We start from the raw sequence: 23781 nt of genomic DNA on the forward strand, positions 1-23781 counted from the left end.
GGTCAGCTCTCCTGCTCGGTCACGGCCCGCTCGGCCTGCTCGTGGTCGACGCGGCGGCCGATGCGGACGCAGGAGAAGTACAGCAGCGCAAAGATCACCCCGACGGCGAACATCATCGTCACGAAGACTCCGGAGAGGATGGACAGCAGCTGGACGATCCATCCGAGCGCCGGCCCGAAGGGCCGCCGCATGAGTGCCGCGGAGACGAGCGCGAGGACGGCCAGGCCGCACAGCAGGGCGAAGGGGGTCAGGCCGGCCACGACGGGCGCCTGCTCCTGGTCGAGGCCGCGGCTGGTCAGGGCACCGAAGAAGATGACGAGCGCCTGACCGCCGACGACGGTGGCGAGCATCCGCCACATGAACTTGCCCTGCGGGCGCGGCTGCTGGTCTGACGTCACGGTCGACAAGGGTAGGTCAGTCCTCGTCCTCGACCTCGACGGGCACCTCGACCGGCGGCGCGACGGGCCGCTCGACGTCGGTGACGCCGAGGAGCAGACGCACCTCGCCCACGGTGACGATGGATCCGGTGGCGACCACACCGCCGGCGACTCCCCCTTCGTCCGCCAGCTGGGCCGCGTGGTCGAGGGCATCGGGCAGGGCGTCGACGACGGTGACGCGGTGGTCGCCGAAGACCTCCGCGGCGATCTCGCCGAGCCGCTCCGGCCGCATGGCCCGCGGGGAGGTCGAGCGGGTGACGACGATCTCGTCGAGGGCCGGCTCGAGCGCCTCGAGGATCCCGACGACGTCCTTGTCCTTGAAGATCGAGACGACACCGACGAGGTGGGTGAAGGTGAAGGAGTCCTTGAGCGTCTCGGCGAGGACCGCGGCCCCGTGCGGGTTGTGCGCGGCGTCGACGACGACGGTCGGGCTGCGACGCACGATCTCGAGCCGCCCCGGCGAGGTGGCGGCGGCGAGGCCCGCGGCGAGGACCTCCTCGCCGAGGGGCTGCTCCCCTCCCCCGAGGAAGGCCTCGACGGCCGCGACCGCGAGCGCGGCATTGCTCGCCTGGTGGGCTCCGTGGAGGTTGAGCAGCAGGTCGGGGTGGTCGCCGGCCAGCCCGCGCAGCGAGATCATCTGGCCGCCGACGGCGACGTCGCGCTCGAGGACACCGAAGTCCTCGCCCTCGACGACGAGACGGGCGCCGACCTTGTCGGCGCGGGCACGCAGGATCTCGAGGACCTCGGGCACCTGCGGCGCGCTGACGGCGATGGCGTCGGGGTGGATGATCCCGGACTTCTCGGTCGCGATCTCCTCGATGGTGTCGCCGAGGAAGTGCTGGTGGTCGATGCCGACGGGCGTGATGACGGCGACGTCGGCCTCGACGACGTTGGTCGCGTCCCAGGACCCGCCCATGCCGACCTCGACGATCGCGACGTCGACCGGCGCGTCGGCGAAGGCCGTGTAGGCCAGCGCGACGAGCACCTCGAAGTAGGTCATCCGCGGTCCGCCCTCGGAGACCGAGCGGGTGTCCACCGCGTCGACGAAGGGGGCGATGTCGGCCCACGCGTCGAGGAAGGCCCGGCGGGTGATGAGCTCGCCGCCGATGGTGATCCGCTCGCGGATGTCCTGCAGGTGCGGCGAGGTGAAGCGCCCGGTCTTCAGGCCCGACTCTCGCAGCACCGACTCGACGATCCGGGCGGTCGAGGTCTTGCCGTTGGTGCCGGTGACGTGGATGACGGGGAAGGTGCGCTGCGGCTCGCCGAGCAGGTCGAGCACGGCGCGGATGCGGTCCAGGCTCGGCTCGAGGTCGTGCTCGGGAGCGCGCTCGAGGATGCCCTCCTCGACGCGGCGCATGCGCTCACGCAGCTCGAGGTCGGCGATGGCCTGCCGCTGGGCGGCATCGGAGGCGGGGCTCATGGCCCCGATTGTCGCACCCGTCAGCCGGCCCTCCGTGCCCGCAGCACGACGTCGTGCACGTGATGGGTCGACACGGCGCCGGCGGGTCGCTCGCGCCGGTCGTGCACGTCGACGGTCCATCCCGCGCGGGCGGCGAGGGCCGCGGCGATGGCGTCGGTGTCGACGTAGGCCTCGTGGTCGAAGGCGCGGGTCTGCTCCGGGTCGGCGGCCGCACCGGCCATGTCGTGCGAGTCGTGGGCGATGACGAGCAGGGTGCCGCCCGGGGCGACGGCATCGAGGAGGTTGGCGACCCCGCGGCCGTCGGGGGTGCGCGGGATCGACGCGTAGGCGGCGGTGACGAGGTCGTACTGCTGCCCTCCGAAGGGGGTCGCAGCATTGGCGTCGGCCTGCACGAGGGCGATGTCGAGCCCGCGCCGGGCGGCGCCGGCGCGCCCCCGGTCCAGCGCGAGGGCCGAGATGTCGTTGGCCGTGACCTGCCAGCCCTGCTCGGCGAGCCAGATGGCGTCGCCCCCTTCGCCGGCGCCGACGTCGAGGGCGGTGCCGGGGGTCGTGCCGGTGACCTCGGCGACGAGCGAGCCGTTGGGGTTGCCGCTCCACTGCAGGTCGCCGGAGTAGCGGCCGTCCCAGTCGGCGGCGTGCGCGCTGGGTCGGGCGGCCGCCTCGAGGTCCTCACGGGCGAGGTCGAAGGCGACGAGGCTGCCGACCCGGCTGCCCGCCGCGGCGGTCGGCAGCACCTGGAGCATGGGGTCGGTGAGGGTGCCGGCGGCGTACAGCCCGGGCACGGCGGTCGCCCCGGTCATCGGGTCGGCCTCGACGTGGGTGGCCACACCGCTCGGGTGCTCGACGGCCTGCAGACCCACCCCGGCGAAGGGGGCAACCCGCGCGTGCAGGCGGGTCCCGACGAGGATCGCATCGGCTTCGACGAGGGTGCCGTCGGCGAGCCGGATGCCGGCGAGGGCACCGGCCGCGTCGCTCTCGACGGCCGTGGCCGCCTGGACGACGACGCGCACGCCGGCATCGCGCAGCTGCTGCAGCTAGGGATCGTCGGCGGGGACGCCGTCGTGGACGACGACGGTGAGGTCCGCGGTCAGGGTGCGCAGGAGCGGGAGGGGGTGCAGGCCCATCGGGGAGGTGACGAGGGAGGAGATGCGCTGGTCGCGTGCCTCGTAGCCGTGGCAGAAGGGGCAGTGGATGACGGCCCCGCCCCAGTGGTCGGCCAGGCCGGGGACGTCGGGCAGCTCGTCGACCTGACCGGTGGCTGCGACGACCCGGCGGGCCCGGACGACGTGACCACCCGTCAGGGCGGCGCGCAGACCGGTCTCGTCGCGGGTGACGTCGGTGACGCAGCCGCGGAGCACCTCGACGCCGTACGAGCGGACCTCCTCGCGGGCGATGCGCAGGAAGTCGGCAGGGGGACGCCCTTCGTGCCCGAGATAGCTGTGCATGTGGGCTGCGGGGGCATTGCGGGGCTCGCCGGAGTCGATGACGACGACCGACCGGCGCTGGCGGGCGAGCTGGAGCGCCGCGGCGAGGCCCGCGGCGGATCCGCCGACGACGGCGACGTCGACGGTGCGCTCGATCGTGGCGTGGGCGCCGTGGCGGTGGGCACTGTCGGCGTGCTGCTCGGCGGCGTGGTCCTGGGGGGTGTGGTGCTCGGGTGCGCTCATGATGTCCACGGTAGACCGGACTTGCGGATATCGCCTACACTCTTGCAGTATTCGCAAGACACCCTCCCCTTCGCATTTCCCTAGGGAGATCACCGGAAGGGTGGACATCTCCCTAGGGAAATACGGAGGCAGTGCGTATTTCCCTAGGGAAATACGCAGGTGGGTGTGCGGGAGGCGGAGCAGGGGAAGCAGAGCAGCAGACCGAGCAGAGCAGGGGACGAGGAGAGAGATGAGCGAGATCGAGCAGATGGTGCGGACCAGGCTGCGCGGACTGCGGACGGCGCAGGGCCTCTCCCTCGACGACCTCGCCGAGCGTTCGCACCTCAGCCCCTCGACGATCAGCCGCATCGAGACCGGCCGCCGAGCGATCAGCCTCGACGTGCTGCTGCCCCTGGCCCGCGCATTGCGCACCGACGTCGAGACCCTCCTCGCCGAGGACGTCGACGAGGACGTCGTCATCCGCCCGACCCCGAGCAGCGAAGGGGGCCGCACGACCTGGCTGCTCAGCAAGGCAACCGGGGCGACCACCGCGATGAAGGTCCGCCTCGAGCCGGGCACCCCTCCGGAGCAGCGGGTGCACCCGGGGCACGACTGGGTCTTCGTCCTCGAGGGCCGCATCCAGCTGCTCCTCGGCGAGCGCGAGATCGTCGTCGAGGCCGGCGAGGCGGCCGAGTTCGAGACGATGACACCGCACGCCTTCGCCGCGCTCGACTCGCCGGCCGAGGTCATCATGATCTTCGACCGGGACGGGCACCGCGCCCACCGGCACGACGGGGCGTAGTCGGCGAACCCGCGCGCGAGGCACCCAAGAGTTAGGTTAGGGTCTCCTAATGTTCGCCGGTCGAGGTGGCCGGCACTTCCCCTTCGCAAGGATCACGAGCATGCCCCTGAACCGCCTGCGCACCACCAGTGTCGCGCTCCTGCTGACCTCCACCGTGGCCCTGACGGCCTGCGGCTCCGACGCCTCCGACAGCGACGCGACGTCGGGATCCGGCGACGGCGCCTTCCCCGTCTCCATCAAGAGTTCCCTCGGCACCGCCGAGATCCCCGAGAAGCCGAAGAAGGTCGTCACCCTCGGCCAGGGCTCCACCGAGACCTCCATCGCCCTCGGGACCATCCCCGTCGGCATGGAGGAGTACGCCTGGGCGGCCGACGACTCCGGCTACACACCGTGGGTCAGCGAGGCCGTCAAGGACGAAGGGGGCAAGCTCCCCGAGTTCGTCGGCGCCGGCGAGGAGCTCGACATGGAAAAGATCCTCGAGCTCGAGCCCGACGTCATCCTCGCCCCGTGGTCGGGCATCACCCAGGAGCAGTACGACTCGCTGAGCGAGATCGCCCCGACCGTCGCCTACCCCGACCAGGCGTGGAGCATCGACTGGGACGAGCAGATCGAGATCATCGGCAAGGCCCTGGGCCAGGAGGACGACGCGGCCGAGCTCGTCGAGGACCTCGACACGCAGCTGGCCGACGAGGCCAAGAAGCACCCCGACTGGAAGAACTACACCTTCAGCTACGTCTACACGACGCCGGACACGCTCGGCGTCTTCAAGCCGACCGAGCAGCGTGCCGACATGGTCCGCAAGCTCGGCCTCAAGAGCGACCCGGCGATCGACAAGATGGAGGAGACCGAGGGCACCGACTCCGCGGTCATCGGGTACGAAAACGCCGACCAGCTGAACGACAGCGACCTGATCTTCACCTTCTACAGCGACCCGAAGGCCAAGAAGCAGGCGATGTCCAACAAGCTCTACGCCTCGATCCCGGCGATCAAGTCCGGCGCGGTCGTCTCGAGCACGGACAACTCCTTCGTCACCGCGTCGTCGATGATCAACCCGCTCACGGTGCCCTACGCCCTCAAGACGTACCCGGACATGATCGACGAGGCCATCGCCAAGGCCGAGAAGAAGTAGCCTCCGCCGCGTGACCTCGAGCACGACCGCGCGACGCACCCCACGGACCACCCTGGTCCTCCTGGGGTGCGTCGTCGTGCTCGCCCTCGTCTGCTTCCTCTCCCTGACCGTGGGCTCCAAGCCGACCACCCTCCCCCAGGTCGTCGACGCCCTCACGGGGCGCCCCGACGCCCACCTGGCCAACGTCCTCGACGCGAGGATCGAGCGCACGATCCTCGCGGTCGTCATCGGCGCGGCCCTCGCCGTCTCCGGCGCCCTCATGCAGGGCGTGACCGTCAACCCGCTCGCCGACCCCGGCCTGCTCGGCATCAACGCAGGTGCGGCCGCGGCGATGGTGACGGCGAGCGTCTGGCTCGGCGTCTCGACCGGGTCGGTCGCGGCCGCCTGGGTGGCCCTGCTCGGCGGCGGCATCGCCGCCCTCGTCGTCCACACGATCGGCACCGCCGGCGACAGCGGCGCGAGCATGGTGCGCCTCGTCCTCGCCGGCGCGGTCGTCGCGGCCGTGCTCAACGCCTACGTCCAGGCCGTGGCGCTCTCCCTGCCGCGACACTTCGACAACTACCGCTTCTGGGTCGTCGGCTCGCTCGGCGACGGCGGCCTCGACCAGCTGCGGGCGGTCACCCCCTTCGTCGTCGTCGGTCTGGCGCTGGCCCTGCTGTGCGCGAGCAGTCTCAACGCGCTGGCCCTCGGCTCGGAGACGGCCGCCGGGCTCGGGGTGAGCACGACGCTCGTGCGCACCGCGGCCCTCGGCGCGGCCACCCTGCTGTGCGCGGCGGCCACCGCGGCGGTCGGGCCGATCGCCTTCATCGGGCTGGCCGTCCCCCACATCGTCCGCGGGCTGCTCGGGCTCGACATGCGTCGCCAGCTCATCGGGTGCCTGCTCGTCGGGCCCGTCGTGCTGCTCGGCGCCGACGTCGTCGGCCGGGTGCTGCTGCGCCCGCAGGAGCTCATGGTCGGGGTCGTCACCGCCTTCGTCGGCGCGCCGATCCTGCTGCTCGCGGTGCGCCGCCTCGGTCGCAGGGCCCAGGCATGAGCGCGCTGGCACCGGCCCGCCGCCGGTCGACCCTCCTCGGGCTCGCGCTCGTCGCGCTCGTCGTCGCGACGGCCCTGGCCACGCTGACGATGGGGCGGCTCGGCATGGCGCTGACGGACCTCCCTTCGGGCATCATCGAGGTCGCCCGCGGCGAGGCGACGGGCAAGGCCCGCTTCGTCCTCGGCCACCTGCGCGGCCCACGACTGCTCGTCGCCCTCGGGGCGGGCGCCGCGCTCGGGGCCTCCGGTGCCCTCTTCCAGTCCGTGACCCGCAACCCGCTCGGCTCGCCCGACGTCATCGGCGTGAGCGCCGGCGCGGGGGCCGGCGCGGCCTTCGTCGGGCTGCTCATGCCGAGCGCGACGTCGATCGTGCTCGGCTCGGTCCTCGGCGCGGCACTGGCCGTCGGTCTCGTCGCGGTGAGCACCGGCACCGGCCTGTCCAACCCGATGCGGATGATCCTCGCCGGCATCGGCGTCTCCGCGATGGCCTACGCCTTCACGCAGTACGTCGTCTACGTCGTCGCGCGGGACAAGGCGACGGTCCTGTCGGCCTATCTCAACGGCAGCCTCAACGCCCGCGGCTGGGACCACGTCGCGACCATCTGGATCGTGCTCGCCGTGGCCGTCGTGCCGCTCGCGCTGCTGTCGATCCCGCTCGGCCTGACCGAGATGGGCGACGAGGTGGCCGCCTCCCTGGGCGTGCACTCCGGCGCCATCCGCCGCAGGGCGGTCGTCCTGTCCGTCCTGCTCGCCGGCGGGGCGGTCGCGGTCGCCGGCCCCATCGCCTTCGTCGCGCTCACCGCGCCGCACATCACCCGACTGCTCGCCCGCAGCGCCCGCCCGCTGCTCGGGCTCTCCGCGGTCACCGGCGCCCTCCTGCTGTCGGCCGCCGATCTCGCGACCCAGCAGGTCCCGATCTTCGACGGGCTGCCCGTCGGCATCCTCACCCTGGCGATCGGCGGCGTCTACCTCGGCGCCCTGCTCGTCGGCGAATGGAAGAAGGCCACATGACCCTCCTCGCTGCCCGCCAGCTCACCGTCGGCTACGGGGGTGAGCCGGTCATCCCTTCGCTCGACCTGACGATCGAGCGGGGCGACTTCGTCGTCGTCGTCGGCCCCAACGGCTGCGGCAAGTCGACCCTGCTCAAGACGCTGTGCCGGGTCAACCGGCCCTCTGACGGCCGGGTCGAGCTCGACGGCGAGGACCTGCACCGGATGCGGGGACGCGCTGCGGCACAACGGATCTCGCTGTTGTCGCAGAGCGCCAATGCCCCCGAGGGGATCACCGTCGCCGAGCTCGTGACGCGTGGCCGGCACCCCCACCACAGCCTGCTGCGGCAGTGGTCGCCGGACGACGACCGGGCGATCGCGGCGGCGTTGGAGCGCACCCACCTGACCGACCTCGCCGACACCCCCGTGGCGACCCTCTCGGGCGGTCAGCGGCAGCGGGCCTGGGTCGCGATGGTCCTCGCGCAGGACACCGAGGTGATCCTGCTCGACGAGCCGACGACCTTCCTCGACATCGCGCACCAGTACGAGCTGCTCGAGCTCTTCGCCGGGCTCAACCGCGAGGGCCGCACGATCGTCGCCGTGCTCCACGACCTCAACCAGGCGGCGCGCTTCGCCTCACGTCTGGTCGTCATGCACGAAGGGAGGATCCGCGGCGACGGTCCGCCCGCTCAGGTGCTCACGAGCGAGCTCGTGCGCGAGGTCTTCGGCCTGGGCGCAGAGGTCCTCGACGACCCTCAGTCGGGCACGCCGATGGTCGTGCCGCACGTGCGCGTCAGCTGACCGGGCAGGTCGGTAGACGGAACTTCTGCACTCGTCCCAGGTCCACCAGCACGAGATCGCCAGACCGCGCCGCAACGTGATGACGGTCGATGAAGATGTACTTGGCGCACGCCGGGGCCGCGAGCGTGTCGCGGCCTGACTCCAGGAGGACGTAGCGGCCGGTCGCATCGTGGCTCTGACTGAGCATCCGCACCCGATGGGTGCTCACCAGATCAGGACCTAGGTACTGATCCGCCACGACCACCGATCCATCAGGGACTTGCTCGGCCAGGGCACGAGCGCCTACTTGGCGATCGCTCAGCCGCCCGTCCCACGTCCACGGTTGCTGGGTCGTGAGCATCCGTGACGTCCCCCAGGCCGCTGACAGGGCCATCGCAACCATCACCACGAACCCTGCCGGTCGACGCAGGTCGACTCGACCCAGCGCGTGGACCAGCACGACGAGCGCGATCGGCGCCGTGATGACGTCGTAGTGCAGGTGCACCGACCAGTACAGCTCGTTGGACGACAGCGACCGCCACGCCAGCGACGGCAGGGCCATCAGGTGCAGCGGCGAGAGCCTCAGGCCGCACAGGAGGGCGTAGACGATCCAGGGGATGGCCCGAGCCGCCACCTCCTGCGCTGTCCATCCGCCACCCCCCCCTGACGCTCCACCGGTGAGGTACTTCAGGTACGGACTCTGGTGGCCCGGGTTGACGAGCACGATGACGAGGTTGCTCAGGACGAATCCACTGGAGCCGATGGCGGCCAGCCAGAGCGCGGTTCGCCGGTCACGGTGCAGGTGGAACCACGCGATGGCAGCGCCCACCACCATGAGGCCCAGATCCTCTTTGACCGTCAGGAGGAGCAAGGCCGACACGACGGCTGGCAACAGCGACCGCTGCCACACGGACCATGCGAGGACGGCCACCACCGGCGCGCCGAGCGCCGTCTCATGGACTTGGAAACCCGCGGCGGCGATGACAGGCAGACACAACGTCGCAACGGTCGCGACCACCGCGCTGAGCCCAGGCGACAGCCCGGCACGGCCAGCCGCCCAGACGACACAGCCCACCAAGGCGCCGAGGCAGAGGGCCTGGGCCAGGATCAGCGAGCGCGGATCTGGCCACAGAGCATGCGCGGCGGCGAAAACCAGCGTGACCGGGCTGAAGTGGTCGCCCAAGAGGTTGATGCCCTTGAGCTCCGAGTAGGGGTAGCCGCGAGCCGTCCACGAGTCAGCCGCCTGGAGGAAGATCCCGAGGTCGTAGTTGCCGTATTCCCCTCGCCCGTACCGCGCGACGCCGATCCAGCAGAGGAGCGTGGAGGAGACGAGAGCGGCGACGGCCACCAGACCTGGCCCCCGCTCATCGAGTCGCTCCCCCGTCATGGGGTCATCCTCGCTCGCCGCGACAAGGTGTTCGCGTTGCGACATGCTGACTTTCACGCACCAACTACTAGGGGAGGAACACCATGAAGCTGAAGCGACTCTCGACCGGCATCGCAGCAGTGCTCGGAGCAAGCGCGATCTCGGCGGCGCCGGCTCAAGGCGACGTGAAGATGACACCTGGCGCGGCAGCCTCCGCAACGGATGTGTCATCTGCAGCGGCGACCGAGTACATCTGGAAGAACCGGGTGAGTCTGAAGTACCTGTACGCGCAAACTGACCGCGATGTCGTGGCATTGGGGAAGTCGTCGGAGTCTCAGGTGACCTCATACGGCCGCTGGACTGCCACGGCCAACGGCAGCTATCGCCTTTACCGAAGCAAGGCCACTGGCCTCTGCTTGGACTCGAACAGCAGCGGCAACGTCTACCTGCGATCTTGCTCTACTGGGAACAACTTCCAGAACTGGCTCCTCGTGAAGGAGGGCACCGGCTTCTATCGCCTCAAGAACCGGGCGACGGGCCTCTGTTTGGACTCTTCCTACGCTGGAAGCGTGTACACAAACCCTTGCAGTTCCAGCAACGCGTACCAGCACTGGTCCTGACCGAAGGGATGAAGTCGAGAGGCGCCCAACCATCATGGGCGCCTCTCGACTCCCGCCCTGGTCATCGAGTCACGCGCGAGAGATATCTGGTGCGACAGTCGATGACTCGTGCGCCTCTCGACGGCTCAGTCCGGCTCAGCGGCCGGGTCGAGCATGACCAGCTGGACCACGGCGTCGGTGACTCCCCGCACCTCGTGCGGCACCCGCGCGTCGAGGTTGGCGACGACCCCGGGGCCGAGGCTCACCGACTGCTCCCCCGCCACGAGCTCCACCGTGCCGGAGAGGCACTGGACGAGGATCGGGAAGGCCGCGGTGTGCTCGGCGAGGACCTGCCCGGCCGCGAAGCGAAACATCACCACGCGGCAGCCGTGGCCGACGAGCGCCTTCTTGACGCCGGGGCGACCCCCTTCGCTCGTCGGCGCGAGGTCGAGGAGGCCGGAGACGGAGTGCAGAGTCGTGTCCATGACTTCGACCCTAGGCCTTGATAGGTGACAATATGGTCACCTATGGTGGATCACGTGAGCGATGACGACCTCGTCTTCAAGGCCCTGGCGGACCCGATCCGCCGGGTGCTGCTGGACGCACTCTTCGAGCGGGACGGGCGCAGCCAGTCCGAGCTCGAGGAGGTCGTGCGCGAGCACACGGAGATGACGAGGTTCGGGGTGGCCAAGCACCTGCGGCTGCTCGAGGAAGCGAACCTCGTCGTCACCCGCAAGCAGGGGCGGACCAAGCTGCACCACCTCAACGCCGTCCCCATCCGCGCGATCCACGACCGGTGGATCGGCAAGTACACGGCGGCGCGGACCTCCGCGCTGCTCGATCTCAAGCGAGTCCTGGAGGACGACGAGTCATGAGCGACACCGAGATCCAGATCCACCGCATCTTCATCAACGCCACGCCCGAGCGGGTGTGGGCGGCCATCACGTCCCCGGAGTTCAGCCGGCTCTACGGCTACGCCGGCGACGTCGACTACGACCTGCAGCCGGGTGGCCACTTCGAGCACCGGGCGGGCGAGGACATGAAGGCCGTCGGCATGCCCGACGTCGTCGTCACCGGCGAGGTCCTCGAGGCCGACCCGCCGCGCCGCCTCGTCCAGACCTGGGCACCGGTGTGGATCGAGGACGAGGAGCCGGGCACCTTCACCTGGGACATCGAGCCGAGCGCGCACGGCTCGGTCCGCCTGACCCTCACCCACGACCTCACGGGCCGCCCCACGACGGCGGAGCAGGTGGCCGGCAACCCCGACCCGACCAACGAAGGGGGCGGCGGCTGGCCCTGGGTGCTCTCCGGCATCAAGACCGTCCTCGAGACGGGCGAGGCGATGGAGCCGAGCGCCGCCGACGGCGCCGCCTGAGCCCAGTCAGAGCAGGGCGATGACGAGCGGGACGAGCACGCTCGTCAGCAGCGCGGTCAGGCCCATGGCGAGGCCGGCGAAGGCGCCCTCGGTGGCGTGGTCGTGCAGCGACCGGGAGGTCCCGACGCCGTGGGAGACCGCGCCCATGGCCAGACCACGCACCCGCCGGTCGTGGACGCGAAGGGAGTCCAGCAGCCACGGGCCGAAGACCGCCCCGAGCATGCCGGCGAGCATGGTGAAGGCGGCGACGAGCGCCGGCACTCCCCCGATGTGGTCGGCGATCGCGATGGCCACCGGGGTCGTCGCCGCCTTGGGCGCGATCGTGTGCTCGAGCACCTCGGAGCCGCCGAGGGCCCGCACGGTGAGCGCGGCCGACCCGATCGAGACGAGGGCACCCGCCGGCAGGGCGATCGCCAGGGGCAGGGCCATCTCGCGCAGGTGGTGCGCCTGCCGGTGCAGCGGCACCGCGAGCGCGACGGTCGCCGGGCCGAGCACGACGTGGATGAGCGTGCCGCCGGTCATGTAGGTGTCGTAGTCGATGCCGAGCACCGCCAGCAACGTGATGAGCAGCGCGGCGGCGACGAGCACCGGCTGGGCGAGCGGGTGACCCCCGGTGCGATCGCGCACCCACAGCCCCGCCCGGTAGGCGAGCAGGGTGACGAAGACCCACGTCAGGGGCGAGTCGCGCAGCCAGTCCAGGGCCTCAGTCATGCGAGCTCACCCGTACTCCCCGCCGCCGCTGCAGCCACGAGGCGAGACCGGCGACGGTCACCAGACCGAGCAGCCACGACAGGACGAGACCACCGGTGACCGGCAGCCACTGGCTCCCCAGCTCGGAGGCGTGGACCATGATCCCGACGGTCACCGGGATGAAGAAGAGCTGCAGGTGTCGCAGCAGCCCGTCGGAGAAACGCAACGTGCCCGAGACCTCCCCCGGCCGGCGCACGGACAGCACCACAAAGAGCAGCACCATCCCCACGACCGGCCCGGGGATCGACAGGCCGAGGCTCCGGACGAAGACCTCCCCGACGAGCTGGCAGCCGAGGACCCACAGGATCCCGTTGATCATCGGCGGCTCACAGGCGCGTGACCTTGACCCGGACCCTCTCGCTGCCGGAGAGCTCGGTCTCGACGACGCCGTCGCCGAGCGGCAGCGCCTCGAGGTTGGGAGCGGAGCCGAACTGACCGGCGAGGGTCTCGTCGACGATCAGGCCCTGGTGGGCGACGGTCGCCTGCCACACCTGCTGCGAGCCGGTGATCGTCAGGCTGATCCGGTCGGAGACCTCGAGCCCGGCCTGCTTGCGCGCCTCCTGGACGGCACGGATGACGTCGCGCGCCAGACCCTCGGCCGCCAGCTCGTCGGTGACCTCGGTGTCGAGCACGATGAAGCCGCCCACGCCGGCGGGGAGCATCGCGGTGGCGCGCTGGCTCCCTTCGTCATCGGCCGCGACGGTCTCGAGCGTGTACTCGCCCTCGACCAGCGCGATGCCGCCGGAGGTGACGGTGCCGTCGTCGGCGACGGACCAGTCGCCCGACTTGCTGCCCTTGATCGCGACCTGGACCTGCTTGCCCAGGCGCGGACCGGCGGCACGGGCGTTGACGGTGAGCTTTTGGCTCACGCCGAAGTCCGCCGCCGCCGGGTCGGTGATGTCGAGCAGGCTCACCTGGCGCACATTGACCTCGTCGGCGACGATCGCGCCGAAGTCCGCGAGCTTCGCCGCGTCGGGCACGACGACCGTCAGGTCACGCAGCGGCAGGCGGTTGCGCAGCTTGTTGGCCTTGCGCAGCGCGCTGGCCGAGCTGCACACCGCGCGGGCGGTGTCCATGGCGACGACGAGGTCGTGGTCGGCCGGCAGGTCCTGCGCCTGCGGCCAGTCGGCCAGGTGCACCGACCGCTCCCCCGTGAGCCCGCGCCAGACCTCTTCGGTCATCAGCGGCAGAAGGGGGGCGGCGACGCGGCAGAGCACCTCGAGTGCCGTGTAGAGCGTGTCGCAGGCGGCCTCTGCATCCGCACGGTCGTCACCGGTGGCCCAGAAGCGCTCCCGGCTGCGCCGGATGTACCAGTTCGTCAGCACGTCGGTGAAGCTGCGGGTGCTGTCGCAGGCGCCGGCGATGTCGTAGGCGTCCATGCGTGCGGTGGTGTCCTCGACGAACTCGCGCAGCTTGGCCAGCAGGTAGCGGTCGAGCGGGTCGGTGGAGTCCGTCGACCACTTCGCCTCGTAGCCCTCGCCGAGGGCGTTGGCGTAGAGGGCGAAGAAGGAGTAGCTGTTCCACAGCGGGATGAGCACCTGCCGCACGCCCTCGCGGATGCCCTGCTCGGTGACGACGAGGTTGCCGCCGCGCAGGATCGGGCTGCTCATGAGGAACCAGCGCATCGCATCGGCGCCGTCGCGGTCGAAGACCTCGGAGACGTCCGGGTAGTTCCGCAGCGACTTGGACATCTTCTGCCCGTCGCTGCCCAGGACGATGCCGTGGCTGATGACCGACTTGAAGGCCGGCTTGTCGAAGAGCGCGGTCGCGAGGATGTGCAGCGTGTAGAACCAGCCGCGCGTCTGCCCGATGTACTCGACGATGAAGTCGGCCGGGAAGTGCTGCTCGAACCACTCCGCGTTGTCGAAGGGGTAGTGCACCTGCGCGTAGCTCATCGAGCCCGAGTCGAACCACACGTCCAGCACGTCCTCGACGCGGCGCATGGTGCTCTGGCCCGTCGGGTCGTCGGGGTTGGGACGGGTCAGCTCGTCGACGAAGGGTCGGTGCAGGTCCGGCTGGCCGTCGACGCCGAGCGGCAGCCGCCCGAAGTCGCGCTCGATCTCCTCGAAGGAGCCGTAGACGTCGATCCGCGGGTAGGCAGCGTCGTCCGACTTCCACACCGGCACCGGGCTGCCCCAGAAGCGGTTGCGGGTGATCGACCAGTCACGCGCGTTGTCGAGCCACTTGCCGAACTGGCCGTGCTTGACGTGGTCGGGCGTCCAGGTGATCTGCTCGTTGTTGGCGAGCATCTTGTCCTTGATCGCCGTGACCTCGACGAACCACGATTCGACGCCCTTGTAGATCAGCGGCTGCCGGCAGCGCCAGCAGTGCGGGTAGGAGTGCTCGTAGGACTCGCGGCGCAGCAGGATCGTGCCGGGGCTGACGCTGTCCGTCGCCGCCCCTCCATCGGTCCCTGAGGAGGTCGCGAAGCCACCGTCTCGAAGGGCCTCGCCCAGCGACCTCGTGGCGGCCTTGAGCGCGTCGATGATCGGGCCGTTGGCATCGAAGACGAGCATGCCCTCGTAGTCGGTGACCGGCGCGGTGAAGCGACCGTCCTTGGCCACCGGCATGACGGCGGCGATGCCCTCGCGGTCGGTGACCTCCTTGTCGATCTCACCGAAGGCGCCGGCCGTGTGGACCAGGCCCGAGCCGTCGGTCGTCGTCACGGCGTCGTCGGCGGCGACGACGCGGAAGGCACCCTCGTGGCCGGCGTAGTAGGACATCGGCGGCGTGTAGGTGCGGCCGAGCAGCTGTGCACCGGTGTAGCGGCCGAGGACCGTCGGCTCGTCGCCGAGCTCGCGGGCGTAGTGGCCCAGTCGCGCCTCGGCGAGGACGTACTTCGCGGTGGCACCCTCGACACCGGGCACGGGCGCCTCGACGACGACGTAGTCGATCTCGGAGCCGACCATGACGGCCAGGTGGCTCGGCAGGGTCCACGGGGTCGTCGTCCACACGACCAGGTGGGCACCGTCGAGCACCGGGTCCGCACCGGTGGAGTCCATCCGCAGGCCGACGGTGACGGCCGGGTCCTGGCGCATCTGGTAGACGTCGTCGTCCATGCGCAGCTCGTGGTTGGACAGCGGCGTCTCGTCCTGCCAGCAGTACGGCAGCACGCGGAAGCCCTCGTAGACCAGCCCCTGGTCGTACATCGACTTGAAGGCCCACATGACCGACTCCATGAAGCCGGGGTTGAGCGTCTTGTAGTCGTTGTCGAAGTCGACCCAGCGCGCCTGGCGGGTCACGTAGTCGCGCCACTCGCCGGTGTACTTGAGCACCGATTCCCGGCAGGCCTCGTTGAACTTCTCGATGCCGAGCTCGCGGACCTCGTCGGTCGTCTTCAGCCCGAGCTGGCGCATCGCCTCGAGCTCGGCGGGCAGTCCGTGGGTGTCCCAGCCGAAGCGCCGCTCGACCCGCTTGCCGCGCATCGTCTGGTAGCGCGGGACAACGTCCTTGACGTAGCCGGTGAGCAGGTGGCCGTAGTGCGGCAGACCGTTGGCGAAGGGGGGTCCGTCGTAGAAGACGAACTCGTTGCCGCCGTCCTCGCCGGGCTCGCGCGCGTCGATGGAGGCCTGGAAGGTCCCGTCGGCCTCCCAGTAGCTCAGGACGTGCTGCTCCAGCTCGGGGAAGCTCGGGGAGGAGGCGACGGTCGTCGCGTCGGTGGTGGAGACCTTGGGGTAGGTCATCGCTGCGGCTCCGGGGGTACTCGGCGGGTCAACTCGGCTACTGCCACGAGGACGGCGGCCGGTCGGCCTCCGCGGTACCACCCCGCTTGCCCACCCCCTTCGCGACGAAGGGAGTAGACCGCTCCTTGGTCCACCGGTCGTGTCGTGACCACCCGTCCGGGTCTAGTGAGGAGCTGGGCTCCCGTTCTTCCGGAAGGCTCGCCGCTGATGACGGCTCAGGCGCCTGTGCCACCAGTGTAGGGCGCCCCGGTGGAGGGCCGAAACCGCGTGCGAGGATGGCCGCATGCCGACCGACCTCGACCGTCAGGAAGCGTGGCTCAGCCGCGAGGAGCTCGACAACGTGCGCGGCCGCGTGCCGATCCTCTACGTCGCGGCGGTGCCGGTGCGGGTCGCCGACAACGGCGATGTCACCGCGGTCGGGCTGCTGCTGCGGGCCAGCGAGAGCGGCACGATGGAGCGCGAGCTCATCGCCGGCCGGGTCAACTACCACGAGCGCGTGCGCGACGCCCTCGTGCGTCACCTCGAGAAGGACCTCGGCCCGATGGCCCTGCCGAGCGTGCCGGCCTCGCCGATCCCCTTCACGGTTGCCGAGTTCTTCCCGACGCCGGGGGTCACGCCCTTCCACGACCCGCGCCAGCACGCCGTCGCGCTGAGCTTCATCGTCCCGGTGCGCGGCGACTGCGCGCCGCAGCAGGACGCCCTCGACCTCGCCTGGCTCACCCTCGACGAGGCCGCCGAGACCGGACTGCAGGCCGAGATGGCCGGTGGCCAAGGAGCGCTGCTGCGTCAGGCGCTGGCCCACCTGGGCCACAGCTCCTTCTGAACTCCCGCTGGCTGAGCCCACACCCCGGCCCCTGAGGAGGCAAGGAACGAGCCGTCTCGAAGGGCCGTCTCGACGCCCCTCAGCAGCCCAGCCCCTCCTCGAGCGTCGTCAGCGCGTCGGCGAGCGCCGCGCGCTGGGTCGCCGTGAGCGCCCCCATCTGGTCACCGACGCTGCGGCGACGCGCCTCGCGCACCGCCGCCCGCACCTGCCGCCCGGCGTCGGTGACGACGACCACGCTCGCCCGCCGGTCGTGCGGGTCCGGCTCGCGGACGACATAACCCTTGCGCTCGAGCGCGTCGACGACGTCGGTGACGGACCGCGGGGAGATGCGCAGGGCATCAGCCAGGTCGCGCAGCCGCGGCGACTCGTCACGATCGGCGGCGACGCGCAGGGCGCGCGACTCGTGGGGTGACAGGTCGTGCTCCGAGAGGTCGACCATCCACGCTCGCCGCAGGCCGCGGGCCACCCGCAGCAGCTGTTCACCGAGGTCCTCCGAGCTCTGCCCGGCCGTGCGCTGCGTCATGGTGAGCACGCTAGCCGACTTGCCCGCTCCCCTCATAGTGAGGTAACCTCAGCATCGCGAACGGATCGAACGAAAGGGGCCCACATGGACACCCCGATGATTTCCCCCAAGACCGGCGGCGGGCACGGACCCCGCCGCATCGACCCCCGAGACCGCGCCCAGCTCGCCGAGAGCCCCGTGAGCGCGCGCCGGGTCATCGCCTACTTCCGCCCCTACCGCTGGCAGGTCGCCGCGGTCGTGGCCCTCATCGTCGCCAGCTCGCTGGTCTCGATGGCCTCCCCCTTCCTCCTGCGGACCGTCATCGACGACGCACTGCCGCACCAGGACGTCCGGCTGCTCCTGCTCGCCGTCGGCGGCATGCTCCTCGTGACCATCGCGACCGCGCTCATCGGCGTGCAGCAGACGTGGATCTCCACGCGCGTCGGCCAGGCCGTCATGCACCGCCTGCGCACCGACGTCTTCACCCACCTGCAGCGCCAGTCGATGAGCTTTTTCACCCGGACCCGCTCCGGCGAGATCCAGTCACGCATCAGCCAGGACGTCGCCGGCATGCAGTCGATCGTCACGAGCACCGCCGTGTCGATCGCCTCCAACCTCACGACCGCCGTCGCGACCGCCGTCGCCATGGTCGCCCTGAGCTGGCGGCTGTCCCTCCTCTCCCTCCTCGTGCTCCCTCCGGCCATCTGGACCACGCGCAAGGTGGCGCTGACCCGCCGCGAGATCACCTCACGACGTCAGCGGCGCCTCGCGGACCTGCAGGCCCAGGTGACCGAAGAGCTCTCCGTGAGCGGCGCCCTGCTGTCCAAGACCCTCGGCACCGCCGAGCGCGGGGCCCGCGAGTTCACCACCACCTCGACCGACCTCGTCGGGCTCGAGGTGCGCAGCGAGCTCGCCGGCCGCTGGCGGATGGCGACGATGTCGATCGTCTTCGCCGCGATCCCGGCGCTGATCTACCTCGCCGCCGGCTTCCCCGCGACGAGCGGTGGCATGACGATCGGCACGATCATCGCCTTCACCACGCTGCAGTCGGGCATCTTCCGGCCGATCATGGGGCTGCTCAACGTCGGCGCCTCGTGGGTGGCCTCGATGGCCCTCTTCAGCCGCGTCTTCGGCTACCTCGACCTCGAGCCCGGCGTCGCTCCCCCGGCGGCGCCGGTCGACCTCGACCCGGCGACCGTGCGCGGCGACGTGCGCATCGAAGGGGTCGGCTACGGCTACCCCGACGGCGACCGGCTCGCCCTCGACGGCATCGACGCGACCATCCCCGCCGGCTCCCACCTCGCGCTCGTCGGCGCCACCGGCAGCGGGAAGTCGACCCTCGCCTCGCTGCTCGTCCGGCTCGCCGACCCGAGCACCGGGCGGATCACCGTCGACGGCGTCGACCTGCGCGACATCGACCCGCAGACCCTGACCCACGTCATCGGCATCGTCACCCAGGAGACCTACCTCGCCCACGACACCGTGCGGGCCAACCTCCTGCTCGCCGACCCCGACGCCACCGAGGCCCAGCTGTGGCAGGCCCTCGCGACCGCGCAAGCCGCCGACCTCGTCGCGAGCCTGCCCGACGGGCTCGACACGGTCGTCGGCGCCCGCGGGCACCGCTTCTCCGGCGGCGAAAAGCAGCGCATCGCCATCGCCCGCACCCTCCTGCGCGACCCGGCCGTGCTCGTCCTCGACGAGGCGACGAGCGCCCTGGACAACGACACCGAGCGCGAGCTGCAGGCGGCCCTCGACGCCCTGGCCCGCGGCCGCACGACGATCACCATCGCCCACCGGCTGAGCACCATCGAGGCGGCCGACGAGATCCTCGTCCTCGCAAGCGGGCGGGTCGTCGAGCGCGGTGAGCACCTGAGCCTGCTGCGGCGGCGCGGCGCCTACGCCCGGCTCGCCGGGGACGAACCTCGGCAGGGTGACCGTCGGGAGGCCGAGGTCGCCCTCACCGCGTGAGGTGCGGGGCTCCCCCTTCGCCCCCGGCCGTATTTCCCTAGGGAAATACGCAGGTCCGGTGTGATTTCCCTAGGGAAATACGCAGGTCCGGTGTGATTTCCCTAGGGAGATGCGCAGGTCCGGGGGCGACGGTCAGTCCTTGGTGAACTGGTCCTTGGTGCGGGTCATGTCGCGGTGGTCCTTCGCCCAGGCGTCCTCGTACGTCGGCGCGGTGCCACCAAGACGGGCCGGGTGGAAGCGCAGCTCGTCACCCGTGAGCTCCGGGTACCGCGCGATCGTCTCGTCGAGGAGCTGCTTCATGACCTCGCGCAGCCGCTCGGTCACCTCGTTGACATCGTCGTCGGGCCCGACGTGGATCGGGTCGCCGATGGTGATGTGGATCGGGAAGTTGGTGCGGCCCAGCCGCTTGGGGACGTCCTTGGTCCAGATCCGGTGCGCGCCCCACACGATCGTCGGGAGGATCGGGACACCCGCCTCCTGCGCCATGCGGGCGGTGCCGCTCTTGAGCTCCTTGATCTCGAAGGAGCGCGACATCGTCGCCTCCGGGTAGACCCCGACGACCTCGCCGTCCTTGAGCTTGGCCACGGCCTCCTTGAAGGCCGCCCCACCCGCGTGGCGGTCGACCGGGATGTGCTTCAGGCCCCGCATGAAGAACCCGGCCACCTTGTGCTGCCAGATCGACTTCTTCGCCATGAAGCGCACCCACCGGTTGCTGCGCCGCGCCCCCAGGCCGGCCAGCACGAAGTCGATGTAGCCGGTGTGGTTGATCGCCATGACCGCGCCGCCGCGCTTGGGGACGTTGCGGTCGCCCTTGATGGTGAAGCGGTAGCCGTTGATGAGGAAGATGGTCCGCGCGACGATGATGATCGCGCGGTACAGGGGCTCAGGTCGGCGCATGACTGCACCCTACGGTCTCGTAGGTGGTCGCGTCAGGGTCTGACCGATTGGTCTGGTCACACCCCGCAGTGGGAAGATCCACCCCATGACCGAGCACTCCCCCGCCCCCGACGCCGCCCGCATCCCGGACCGTCCTTCGCTGGACGGCCTCGAGGACCGGTGGGGCGCCGTATGGCGCGAGCAGGACACCTACGCCTTCGACCGCGCGGGCGCCCGGGAGCAGGTCTTCTCCATCGACACCCCGCCGCCCACCGCGAGCGGGTCGCTGCACATGGGGCACGTCTTCAGCTACACCCACACCGACTGCATGGCCCGCTACAAGCGGATGCGGGGCTACAACGTCTTCTACCCGATCGGCTGGGACGACAACGGCCTGCCGACCGAAAAGCGGGTCCAGAACTACTACGGCGTGCGCGGTGACTCCTCGCTGCCCTACGACCCCGACTTCACTCCCCCCTTCGAGGGGACGACGAAGTCGATCAAGGCCGCCGACCAGGTGCCGATCAGCCGGCAGAACTTCATCGAGCTGTGCGACGAGCTGACGGTCAAGGACGAGGAGGCCTTCGAGTCCCTCTTCCGCCGCCTCGGCTTCAGCCTCGACTGGGGCATCCAGTACCGCACCATCGACGACCGCTCCCGCGCGACGGCCCAGACCGCCTTCCTGCGCAACCTCGCCCGCGGCGAGGCCTACACCGCCGAGGCGCCCGGCCTGTGGGACGTCACCTTCCAGACCGCCGTGGCGCAGGCCGAGCTCGAGGCCCGTGACTACCCCGGCGCCTACCACCGCGTCGCCTTCCACGGCCCCGACGGGCCGGTGCACATCGAGACCACCCGCCCCGAGCTGCTCCCGGCCTGCGTCGCGCTCATCGCCCACCCCGACGACGAGCGCTACCAGGGCCTCTTCGGCTCGACCGTCACCTCCCCGATCTTCGGCGTCGAGGTGCCCGTCGTGGCGCACCCCTCGGCCGAGATGGACAAGGGCGCCGGCATCGCCATGTGCTGCACCTTCGGTGACCTCACCGACGTCATCTGGTGGCGTGAGCTGCAGCTGCCGACCCGCTCGATCATCACCCGTGCCGGTCGCGTGCTCGGCGAGAACCCGGAGTGGATCCAGAGCGAAGGGGGCGCCGCCACCTTCGCGCAGATGTCCGGCAAGACCGTGCACTCGGCCCGTGAGGTCGTCGTCGAGGCGCTGCGCGCCAGCGGTGACCTCGACGGCGAGCCGCAGAAGACCCAGCGCAAGGCCAACTTCTACGAGCGCGGCGAGAAGCCGCTGGAGATCGTCACCTCGCGCCAGTGGTACATCCGCAACGGTGGGCGCGACGCCGACCTCAACCAGGCACTGCAGGCCCGCGGCGACGAGATCGACTTCCACCCCGACTTCATGAAGTCGCGGTACAAGAACTGGGTCGCCGGCCTCAACGGCGACTGGCTGATCTCCCGCCAACGCTTCTTCGGCATCCCGATCCCCGTCTGGTACGCCCTCGACGGCGACGGCCAGCCGCAGTACGACACCCCCCTCGTCCCGACCGAGGACCAGCTGCCCATCGACCCGATGGCACAGGTGCCCGCCGGGTACACCGAGGACCAGCGCGACCAGCCGGGTGGCTTCACCGGCGACCCTGATGTCATGGACACGTGGGCGACCTCCTCGCTGTCCCCGCAGATCGCCGGTGACTGGCTCGCCGGCGAGCGCGGCGAGAGCGACCTCTTCGACAAGGTCTTCCCGATGGACGTGCGCCCGCAGGGCCACGACATCATCCGGACCTGGCTCTTCGCGACCGTCGTGCGCGCCCACTTCGAGCACGGCACCGCGCCGTGGAAGAACGCCGCGATCTCCGGGTGGATCCTCGACCCCGACCGCAAGAAGATGAGCAAGTCCAAGGGCAATGTCGTCACGCCCGAGGACGTCGTCGTCGAGCACAGCGCGGACGCGGTCCGCTACTGGGCCGCCTCGGGTCGTCTGGGCACCGACGCGGCCTACGACACCGGGCAGATGAAGATCGGCCGCCGCCTGGCCATCAAGCTGCTCAACGCGAGCAAGTTCGCCCTCGGCTTCGGCGAGCCCGAGCTCGCTGACCGGCAGGGCCTGGCGTCGGTCATCACCGAGCCGCTCGACCGGGCGATGATCGCCGCGCTCGAGCAGGTGGTCAAGGACGCGACCAACGGCTTCGAGGCGTGGGACTACACCCGCTCGCTCGACGTCACCGAGACCTTCTTCTGGACCTTCTGCGACGACTACATCGAGCTGGTCAAGGACCGCGCCCACGGCGGCGACCCCTCGGCCCGGGCCGCGCTGCGACTGGCCCTGTCGGTGCTGCTGCGCCTGCTCGCCCCGGTGCTGCCCTACGCGACCGAGGAGGTCTGGTCCTGGTGGCAGGGGGGCTCGGTGCACCGCGCGACCTGGCCCGAGGCCAGCGAGCTGGCGCTCTCCGAGGCCGGCGACCCACAGGTCCTCACGGCCGTCGGCACCGCGCTGAGCCAGGTGCGCAAGGCCAAGTCCGACGCCAAGGTCGGCATGCGCAGCGAGATCACCTCGGCGACCCTCGTCGCCCCGGCGGCGACCGCTGAGCGGGTGCGCGCCGGCGAGGCCGACCTGCGGGCCGCGGGGCGCCTCACGGGCAGCTTCGACTACGTCGAGGGTGACGAGGTCACGCTGCGCGACGTCGAGCTCATCCCCTTCGTCAAGCCGCCGAAGAACTGACGGCCGGGCCGGCCCCGCTCACACCGAGTCGGGGTCGGCCTCCCGCAGCAGGTCGGGCGAGGGCTCGGGGGCCAGCCGGGGCACCCGCCAAGGGCTGGTCGCTGGCGCCCCCTCGACCACCCGGCGGTGACCGGTGGGCTGGACGAGGATCCACGGCACCGACCACCCGCCCAAGCGCAGCCGACGCCGAGCAAAAGCATCTTCGTCGAGGAGCTGCACGCTCCCGCTGGCCGGCTCGTAGACGTCGAGCGCATCGGCTCGCTGCCCCGGCAGCACGAGCGTGACGTGCCGCGGCAGCAGGCGGCTGCCGACGTAGAGCGCCGCCGGCTCCCCGTCGACGACGAGGTCGAGCAGGCGGCGGTAGCGGGCGCGCAGCGACTCCTCGGAGTGCCCACGCACGGACACGAGGCGGTAGCGCGTCCCCACCCGCGAGGCCCCCTGCTCGAGCTCACGACGCAGTCCCCACGGTGGCGTCCCGAGCGCCCGTGGCCAGCCCAGCGCCAGGGCGCCGCTCGGCCCGCGCCAGCCATTGGTCCGTGCGTGGACGGTGCGCTCCCAGGCGGCGAAGCGCTCGGCCTGGGTGCTCCCTTCGGCCCCGGGGACGGGCTGGCCCTCACCGGCGGTGATCCAGCGGGCGAAGGGAGCGTCGACGAGCATGCGGGCGACCGTGGCGCAAGCGGACCCGCAGGTCGTCGGGCTCTGCTGCCGGGGACCCGAGGAACCCTGGACGAGTCGGTAGGGGGCGCTCACAGCCACATCTTGTCAGGCTTCGAGACGGCCGCGGGCGGCCTCCTCAGCCAGCGTGGTGGGCGTAGGCGGCCGCGGGCGGCCTCCTCAGCCAGCGTGGTGGGCGTAGGCGGCCGCGGGGGGCCTCCTCAG

General features: G+C 70.9%; 23 protein-coding genes. 11 read left to right on the forward strand and 12 right to left on the reverse strand.

The window, feature by feature from the left end; genetic code table 11:
• Nucleotides 1-2: 2 nt before the first annotated feature.
• The 4 genes from AB4Y78_RS09545 to AB4Y78_RS09560 are packed head-to-tail and all read right to left on the reverse strand — an operon-like array spanning nucleotide 3 to nucleotide 3524.
• Nucleotides 3-398, reverse strand: a complete 396-nt coding sequence (locus AB4Y78_RS09545) for a DUF4233 domain-containing protein (RefSeq protein ID WP_265229718.1) — start codon at nucleotides 396-398, stop codon at nucleotides 3-5.
• A gap of 16 nt (nucleotides 399-414) precedes the next feature.
• Nucleotides 415-1857: a bifunctional folylpolyglutamate synthase/dihydrofolate synthase gene (locus AB4Y78_RS09550; protein WP_441713528.1), complete on the reverse strand. Its 1443-nt coding sequence runs from the start codon at nucleotides 1855-1857 to the stop codon at nucleotides 415-417.
• Nucleotides 1858-1877: 20 nt separating this feature from the next.
• A complete protein-coding gene (locus tag AB4Y78_RS09555; RefSeq protein ID WP_441713526.1) occupies nucleotides 1878-2867 on the reverse strand; it encodes a class I SAM-dependent methyltransferase in 990 nt (329 codons plus the stop codon).
• Nucleotides 2868-2891: 24 nt separating this feature from the next.
• The gene (locus tag AB4Y78_RS09560; RefSeq protein ID WP_441713525.1) at nucleotides 2892-3524 is read right to left on the reverse strand and encodes an FAD-dependent oxidoreductase; all 633 of its coding nucleotides are present in this window, start codon (nucleotides 3522-3524) and stop codon (nucleotides 2892-2894) included.
• 229 nt (nucleotides 3525-3753) lie between these two features.
• Between AB4Y78_RS09560 and AB4Y78_RS09565 the strand changes: the two genes are divergently transcribed.
• The 5 genes from AB4Y78_RS09565 to AB4Y78_RS09585 all read left to right on the forward strand — a co-directional run bounded on the left by AB4Y78_RS09565 (nucleotide 3754) and on the right by AB4Y78_RS09585 (nucleotide 8256).
• Entirely contained in the window at nucleotides 3754-4305 is a 552-nt protein-coding gene (locus tag AB4Y78_RS09565; protein WP_282070741.1) for a helix-turn-helix domain-containing protein, read from the forward strand.
• Between the two features lie 100 nt (nucleotides 4306-4405).
• Complete coding sequence (locus tag AB4Y78_RS09570; RefSeq protein WP_282070740.1) at nucleotides 4406-5434, forward strand: iron-siderophore ABC transporter substrate-binding protein; 1029 nt, start codon at nucleotides 4406-4408, stop codon at nucleotides 5432-5434.
• Nucleotides 5435-5444: 10 nt separating this feature from the next.
• Nucleotides 5445-6467 (forward strand): FecCD family ABC transporter permease, encoded by a 1023-nt coding sequence (locus tag AB4Y78_RS09575; protein WP_441713524.1) that lies wholly within the window; start codon nucleotides 5445-5447, stop codon nucleotides 6465-6467.
• Nucleotides 6464-7477, forward strand: coding sequence for a FecCD family ABC transporter permease (locus tag AB4Y78_RS09580; protein ID WP_128276750.1), 1014 nt, complete (start codon nucleotides 6464-6466; stop codon nucleotides 7475-7477). The genes AB4Y78_RS09575 and AB4Y78_RS09580 overlap by 4 nt, the downstream gene beginning before the upstream one ends.
• The gene (locus AB4Y78_RS09585; RefSeq protein WP_265229722.1) at nucleotides 7474-8256 is read left to right on the forward strand and encodes an ABC transporter ATP-binding protein; all 783 of its coding nucleotides are present in this window, start codon (nucleotides 7474-7476) and stop codon (nucleotides 8254-8256) included. Before AB4Y78_RS09580 ends, AB4Y78_RS09585 begins: the two co-directional genes overlap by 4 nt.
• Here the strand turns inward: AB4Y78_RS09585 and AB4Y78_RS09590 are convergent.
• Nucleotides 8249-9679, reverse strand: coding sequence for a DUF2079 domain-containing protein (locus AB4Y78_RS09590; protein WP_259920889.1), 1431 nt, complete (start codon nucleotides 9677-9679; stop codon nucleotides 8249-8251). The genes AB4Y78_RS09585 and AB4Y78_RS09590 overlap by 8 nt on opposite strands.
• Before the next feature lie 26 nt (nucleotides 9680-9705).
• Here AB4Y78_RS09590 and AB4Y78_RS09595 point away from each other — a divergent pair, with 26 nt between their 5' ends.
• Nucleotides 9706-10221 carry an RICIN domain-containing protein gene (locus AB4Y78_RS09595; protein WP_265229724.1) on the forward strand — a complete coding sequence of 172 codons (516 nt, stop codon included), beginning with the start codon at nucleotides 9706-9708 and terminating at the stop codon, nucleotides 10219-10221.
• 125 nt (nucleotides 10222-10346) lie between these two features.
• Here the strand turns inward: AB4Y78_RS09595 and AB4Y78_RS09600 are convergent, their stop codons facing one another.
• Nucleotides 10347-10685 (reverse strand): cupin domain-containing protein, encoded by a 339-nt coding sequence (locus AB4Y78_RS09600; RefSeq protein WP_265229725.1) that lies wholly within the window; start codon nucleotides 10683-10685, stop codon nucleotides 10347-10349.
• Nucleotides 10686-10739: 54 nt separating this feature from the next.
• Between AB4Y78_RS09600 and AB4Y78_RS09605 the strand changes: the two genes are divergently transcribed.
• Nucleotides 10740-11075, forward strand: a complete 336-nt coding sequence (locus AB4Y78_RS09605; protein ID WP_040880940.1) for an ArsR/SmtB family transcription factor — start codon at nucleotides 10740-10742, stop codon at nucleotides 11073-11075.
• On the forward strand, nucleotides 11072-11575 hold the full coding sequence (locus AB4Y78_RS09610) for an SRPBCC domain-containing protein (protein ID WP_441713523.1): 504 nt from the start codon (nucleotides 11072-11074) through the stop codon (nucleotides 11573-11575). The genes AB4Y78_RS09605 and AB4Y78_RS09610 overlap by 4 nt, the downstream gene beginning before the upstream one ends.
• A 6-nt stretch (nucleotides 11576-11581) precedes the next feature.
• Here the strand turns inward: AB4Y78_RS09610 and AB4Y78_RS09615 are convergent, their stop codons facing one another.
• Genes AB4Y78_RS09615 through ileS form a run of 3 tightly spaced genes read right to left on the reverse strand, consistent with a single transcriptional unit; the run spans nucleotide 11582 to nucleotide 16008 of the window.
• Nucleotides 11582-12286 carry an LrgB family protein gene (locus AB4Y78_RS09615; protein ID WP_387355126.1) on the reverse strand — a complete coding sequence of 235 codons (705 nt, stop codon included), beginning with the start codon at nucleotides 12284-12286 and terminating at the stop codon, nucleotides 11582-11584.
• A complete protein-coding gene (locus AB4Y78_RS09620) occupies nucleotides 12279-12644 on the reverse strand; it encodes a CidA/LrgA family protein (RefSeq protein WP_441713522.1) in 366 nt (121 codons plus the stop codon). The genes AB4Y78_RS09615 and AB4Y78_RS09620 overlap by 8 nt, the downstream gene beginning before the upstream one ends.
• Nucleotides 12645-12651: 7 nt before the next feature.
• The gene (gene ileS / locus AB4Y78_RS09625) at nucleotides 12652-16008 is read right to left on the reverse strand and encodes an isoleucine--tRNA ligase (RefSeq protein WP_441713521.1); all 3357 of its coding nucleotides are present in this window, start codon (nucleotides 16006-16008) and stop codon (nucleotides 12652-12654) included.
• 283 nt (nucleotides 16009-16291) lie between these two features.
• Here ileS and AB4Y78_RS09630 point away from each other — a divergent pair, with 283 nt between their 5' ends.
• Entirely contained in the window at nucleotides 16292-16831 is a 540-nt protein-coding gene (locus tag AB4Y78_RS09630) for an NUDIX hydrolase family protein (protein ID WP_282070735.1), read from the forward strand.
• 79 nt (nucleotides 16832-16910) lie between these two features.
• On the opposite strand, the gene AB4Y78_RS09635 is transcribed toward AB4Y78_RS09630, so the two are convergent.
• Nucleotides 16911-17354: a MarR family winged helix-turn-helix transcriptional regulator gene (locus AB4Y78_RS09635; protein WP_441713519.1), complete on the reverse strand. Its 444-nt coding sequence runs from the start codon at nucleotides 17352-17354 to the stop codon at nucleotides 16911-16913.
• A gap of 84 nt (nucleotides 17355-17438) precedes the next feature.
• On the opposite strand from AB4Y78_RS09635, the gene AB4Y78_RS09640 reads away from it, so the two are divergent.
• Nucleotides 17439-19301: an ABC transporter ATP-binding protein gene (locus AB4Y78_RS09640; RefSeq protein WP_441713517.1), complete on the forward strand. Its 1863-nt coding sequence runs from the start codon at nucleotides 17439-17441 to the stop codon at nucleotides 19299-19301.
• A gap of 132 nt (nucleotides 19302-19433) precedes the next feature.
• Here AB4Y78_RS09640 and AB4Y78_RS09645 read toward each other — a convergent pair whose 3' ends face one another.
• On the reverse strand, nucleotides 19434-20198 hold the full coding sequence (locus tag AB4Y78_RS09645; RefSeq protein WP_007926026.1) for a lysophospholipid acyltransferase family protein: 765 nt from the start codon (nucleotides 20196-20198) through the stop codon (nucleotides 19434-19436).
• 85 nt (nucleotides 20199-20283) lie between these two features.
• Here AB4Y78_RS09645 and valS point away from each other — a divergent pair, with 85 nt between their 5' ends.
• Complete coding sequence (valS, locus tag AB4Y78_RS09650) at nucleotides 20284-22902, forward strand: valine--tRNA ligase (RefSeq protein ID WP_441713516.1); 2619 nt, start codon at nucleotides 20284-20286, stop codon at nucleotides 22900-22902.
• 18 nt (nucleotides 22903-22920) lie between these two features.
• On the opposite strand, the gene AB4Y78_RS09655 is transcribed toward valS, so the two are convergent.
• The gene (locus tag AB4Y78_RS09655; RefSeq protein ID WP_265229734.1) at nucleotides 22921-23652 is read right to left on the reverse strand and encodes a hypothetical protein; all 732 of its coding nucleotides are present in this window, start codon (nucleotides 23650-23652) and stop codon (nucleotides 22921-22923) included.
• Between the last annotated feature and the right edge of the window lie 129 nt (nucleotides 23653-23781).

The sequence above is a fragment of the Janibacter sp. RAF52 genome, from assembly GCF_052114035.1.
In the GTDB taxonomy this organism is placed as follows: domain Bacteria; phylum Actinomycetota; class Actinomycetes; order Actinomycetales; family Dermatophilaceae; genus Janibacter; species Janibacter hoylei.

Bases quoted from the DNA above. Each gene is read 5' to 3' on its own strand.
- AB4Y78_RS09585 (WP_265229722.1), top strand. From the start codon at position 7,474: ATGACCCTCCTCGCTGCCCGCCAGCTCACCGTCGGCTACGGGGGTGAG.
- AB4Y78_RS09620 (WP_441713522.1), bottom strand. From the start codon at position 12,644: ATGATCAACGGGATCCTGTGGGTCCTCGGCTGCCAGCTCGTCGGGGAG.
- AB4Y78_RS09580 (WP_128276750.1), top strand. From the start codon at position 6,464: ATGAGCGCGCTGGCACCGGCCCGCCGCCGGTCGACCCTCCTCGGGCTC.
- AB4Y78_RS09635 (WP_441713519.1), bottom strand. From the start codon at position 17,354: ATGACGCAGCGCACGGCCGGGCAGAGCTCGGAGGACCTCGGTGAACAG.
- AB4Y78_RS09550 (WP_441713528.1), bottom strand. From the start codon at position 1,857: ATGAGCCCCGCCTCCGATGCCGCCCAGCGGCAGGCCATCGCCGACCTC.
- AB4Y78_RS09610 (WP_441713523.1), top strand. From the start codon at position 11,072: ATGAGCGACACCGAGATCCAGATCCACCGCATCTTCATCAACGCCACG.
- AB4Y78_RS09560 (WP_441713525.1), bottom strand. From the start codon at position 3,524: ATGAGCGCACCCGAGCACCACACCCCCCAGGACCACGCCGCCGAGCAG.
- valS (WP_441713516.1), top strand. From the start codon at position 20,284: ATGACCGAGCACTCCCCCGCCCCCGACGCCGCCCGCATCCCGGACCGT.
- AB4Y78_RS09565 (WP_282070741.1), top strand. From the start codon at position 3,754: ATGAGCGAGATCGAGCAGATGGTGCGGACCAGGCTGCGCGGACTGCGG.
- AB4Y78_RS09640 (WP_441713517.1), top strand. From the start codon at position 17,439: ATGGACACCCCGATGATTTCCCCCAAGACCGGCGGCGGGCACGGACCC.
- AB4Y78_RS09600 (WP_265229725.1), bottom strand. From the start codon at position 10,685: ATGGACACGACTCTGCACTCCGTCTCCGGCCTCCTCGACCTCGCGCCG.
- ileS (WP_441713521.1), bottom strand. From the start codon at position 16,008: ATGACCTACCCCAAGGTCTCCACCACCGACGCGACGACCGTCGCCTCC.
- AB4Y78_RS09615 (WP_387355126.1), bottom strand. From the start codon at position 12,286: ATGACTGAGGCCCTGGACTGGCTGCGCGACTCGCCCCTGACGTGGGTC.
- AB4Y78_RS09595 (WP_265229724.1), top strand. From the start codon at position 9,706: ATGAAGCTGAAGCGACTCTCGACCGGCATCGCAGCAGTGCTCGGAGCA.
- AB4Y78_RS09630 (WP_282070735.1), top strand. From the start codon at position 16,292: ATGCCGACCGACCTCGACCGTCAGGAAGCGTGGCTCAGCCGCGAGGAG.
- AB4Y78_RS09570 (WP_282070740.1), top strand. From the start codon at position 4,406: ATGCCCCTGAACCGCCTGCGCACCACCAGTGTCGCGCTCCTGCTGACC.
- AB4Y78_RS09645 (WP_007926026.1), bottom strand. From the start codon at position 20,198: ATGCGCCGACCTGAGCCCCTGTACCGCGCGATCATCATCGTCGCGCGG.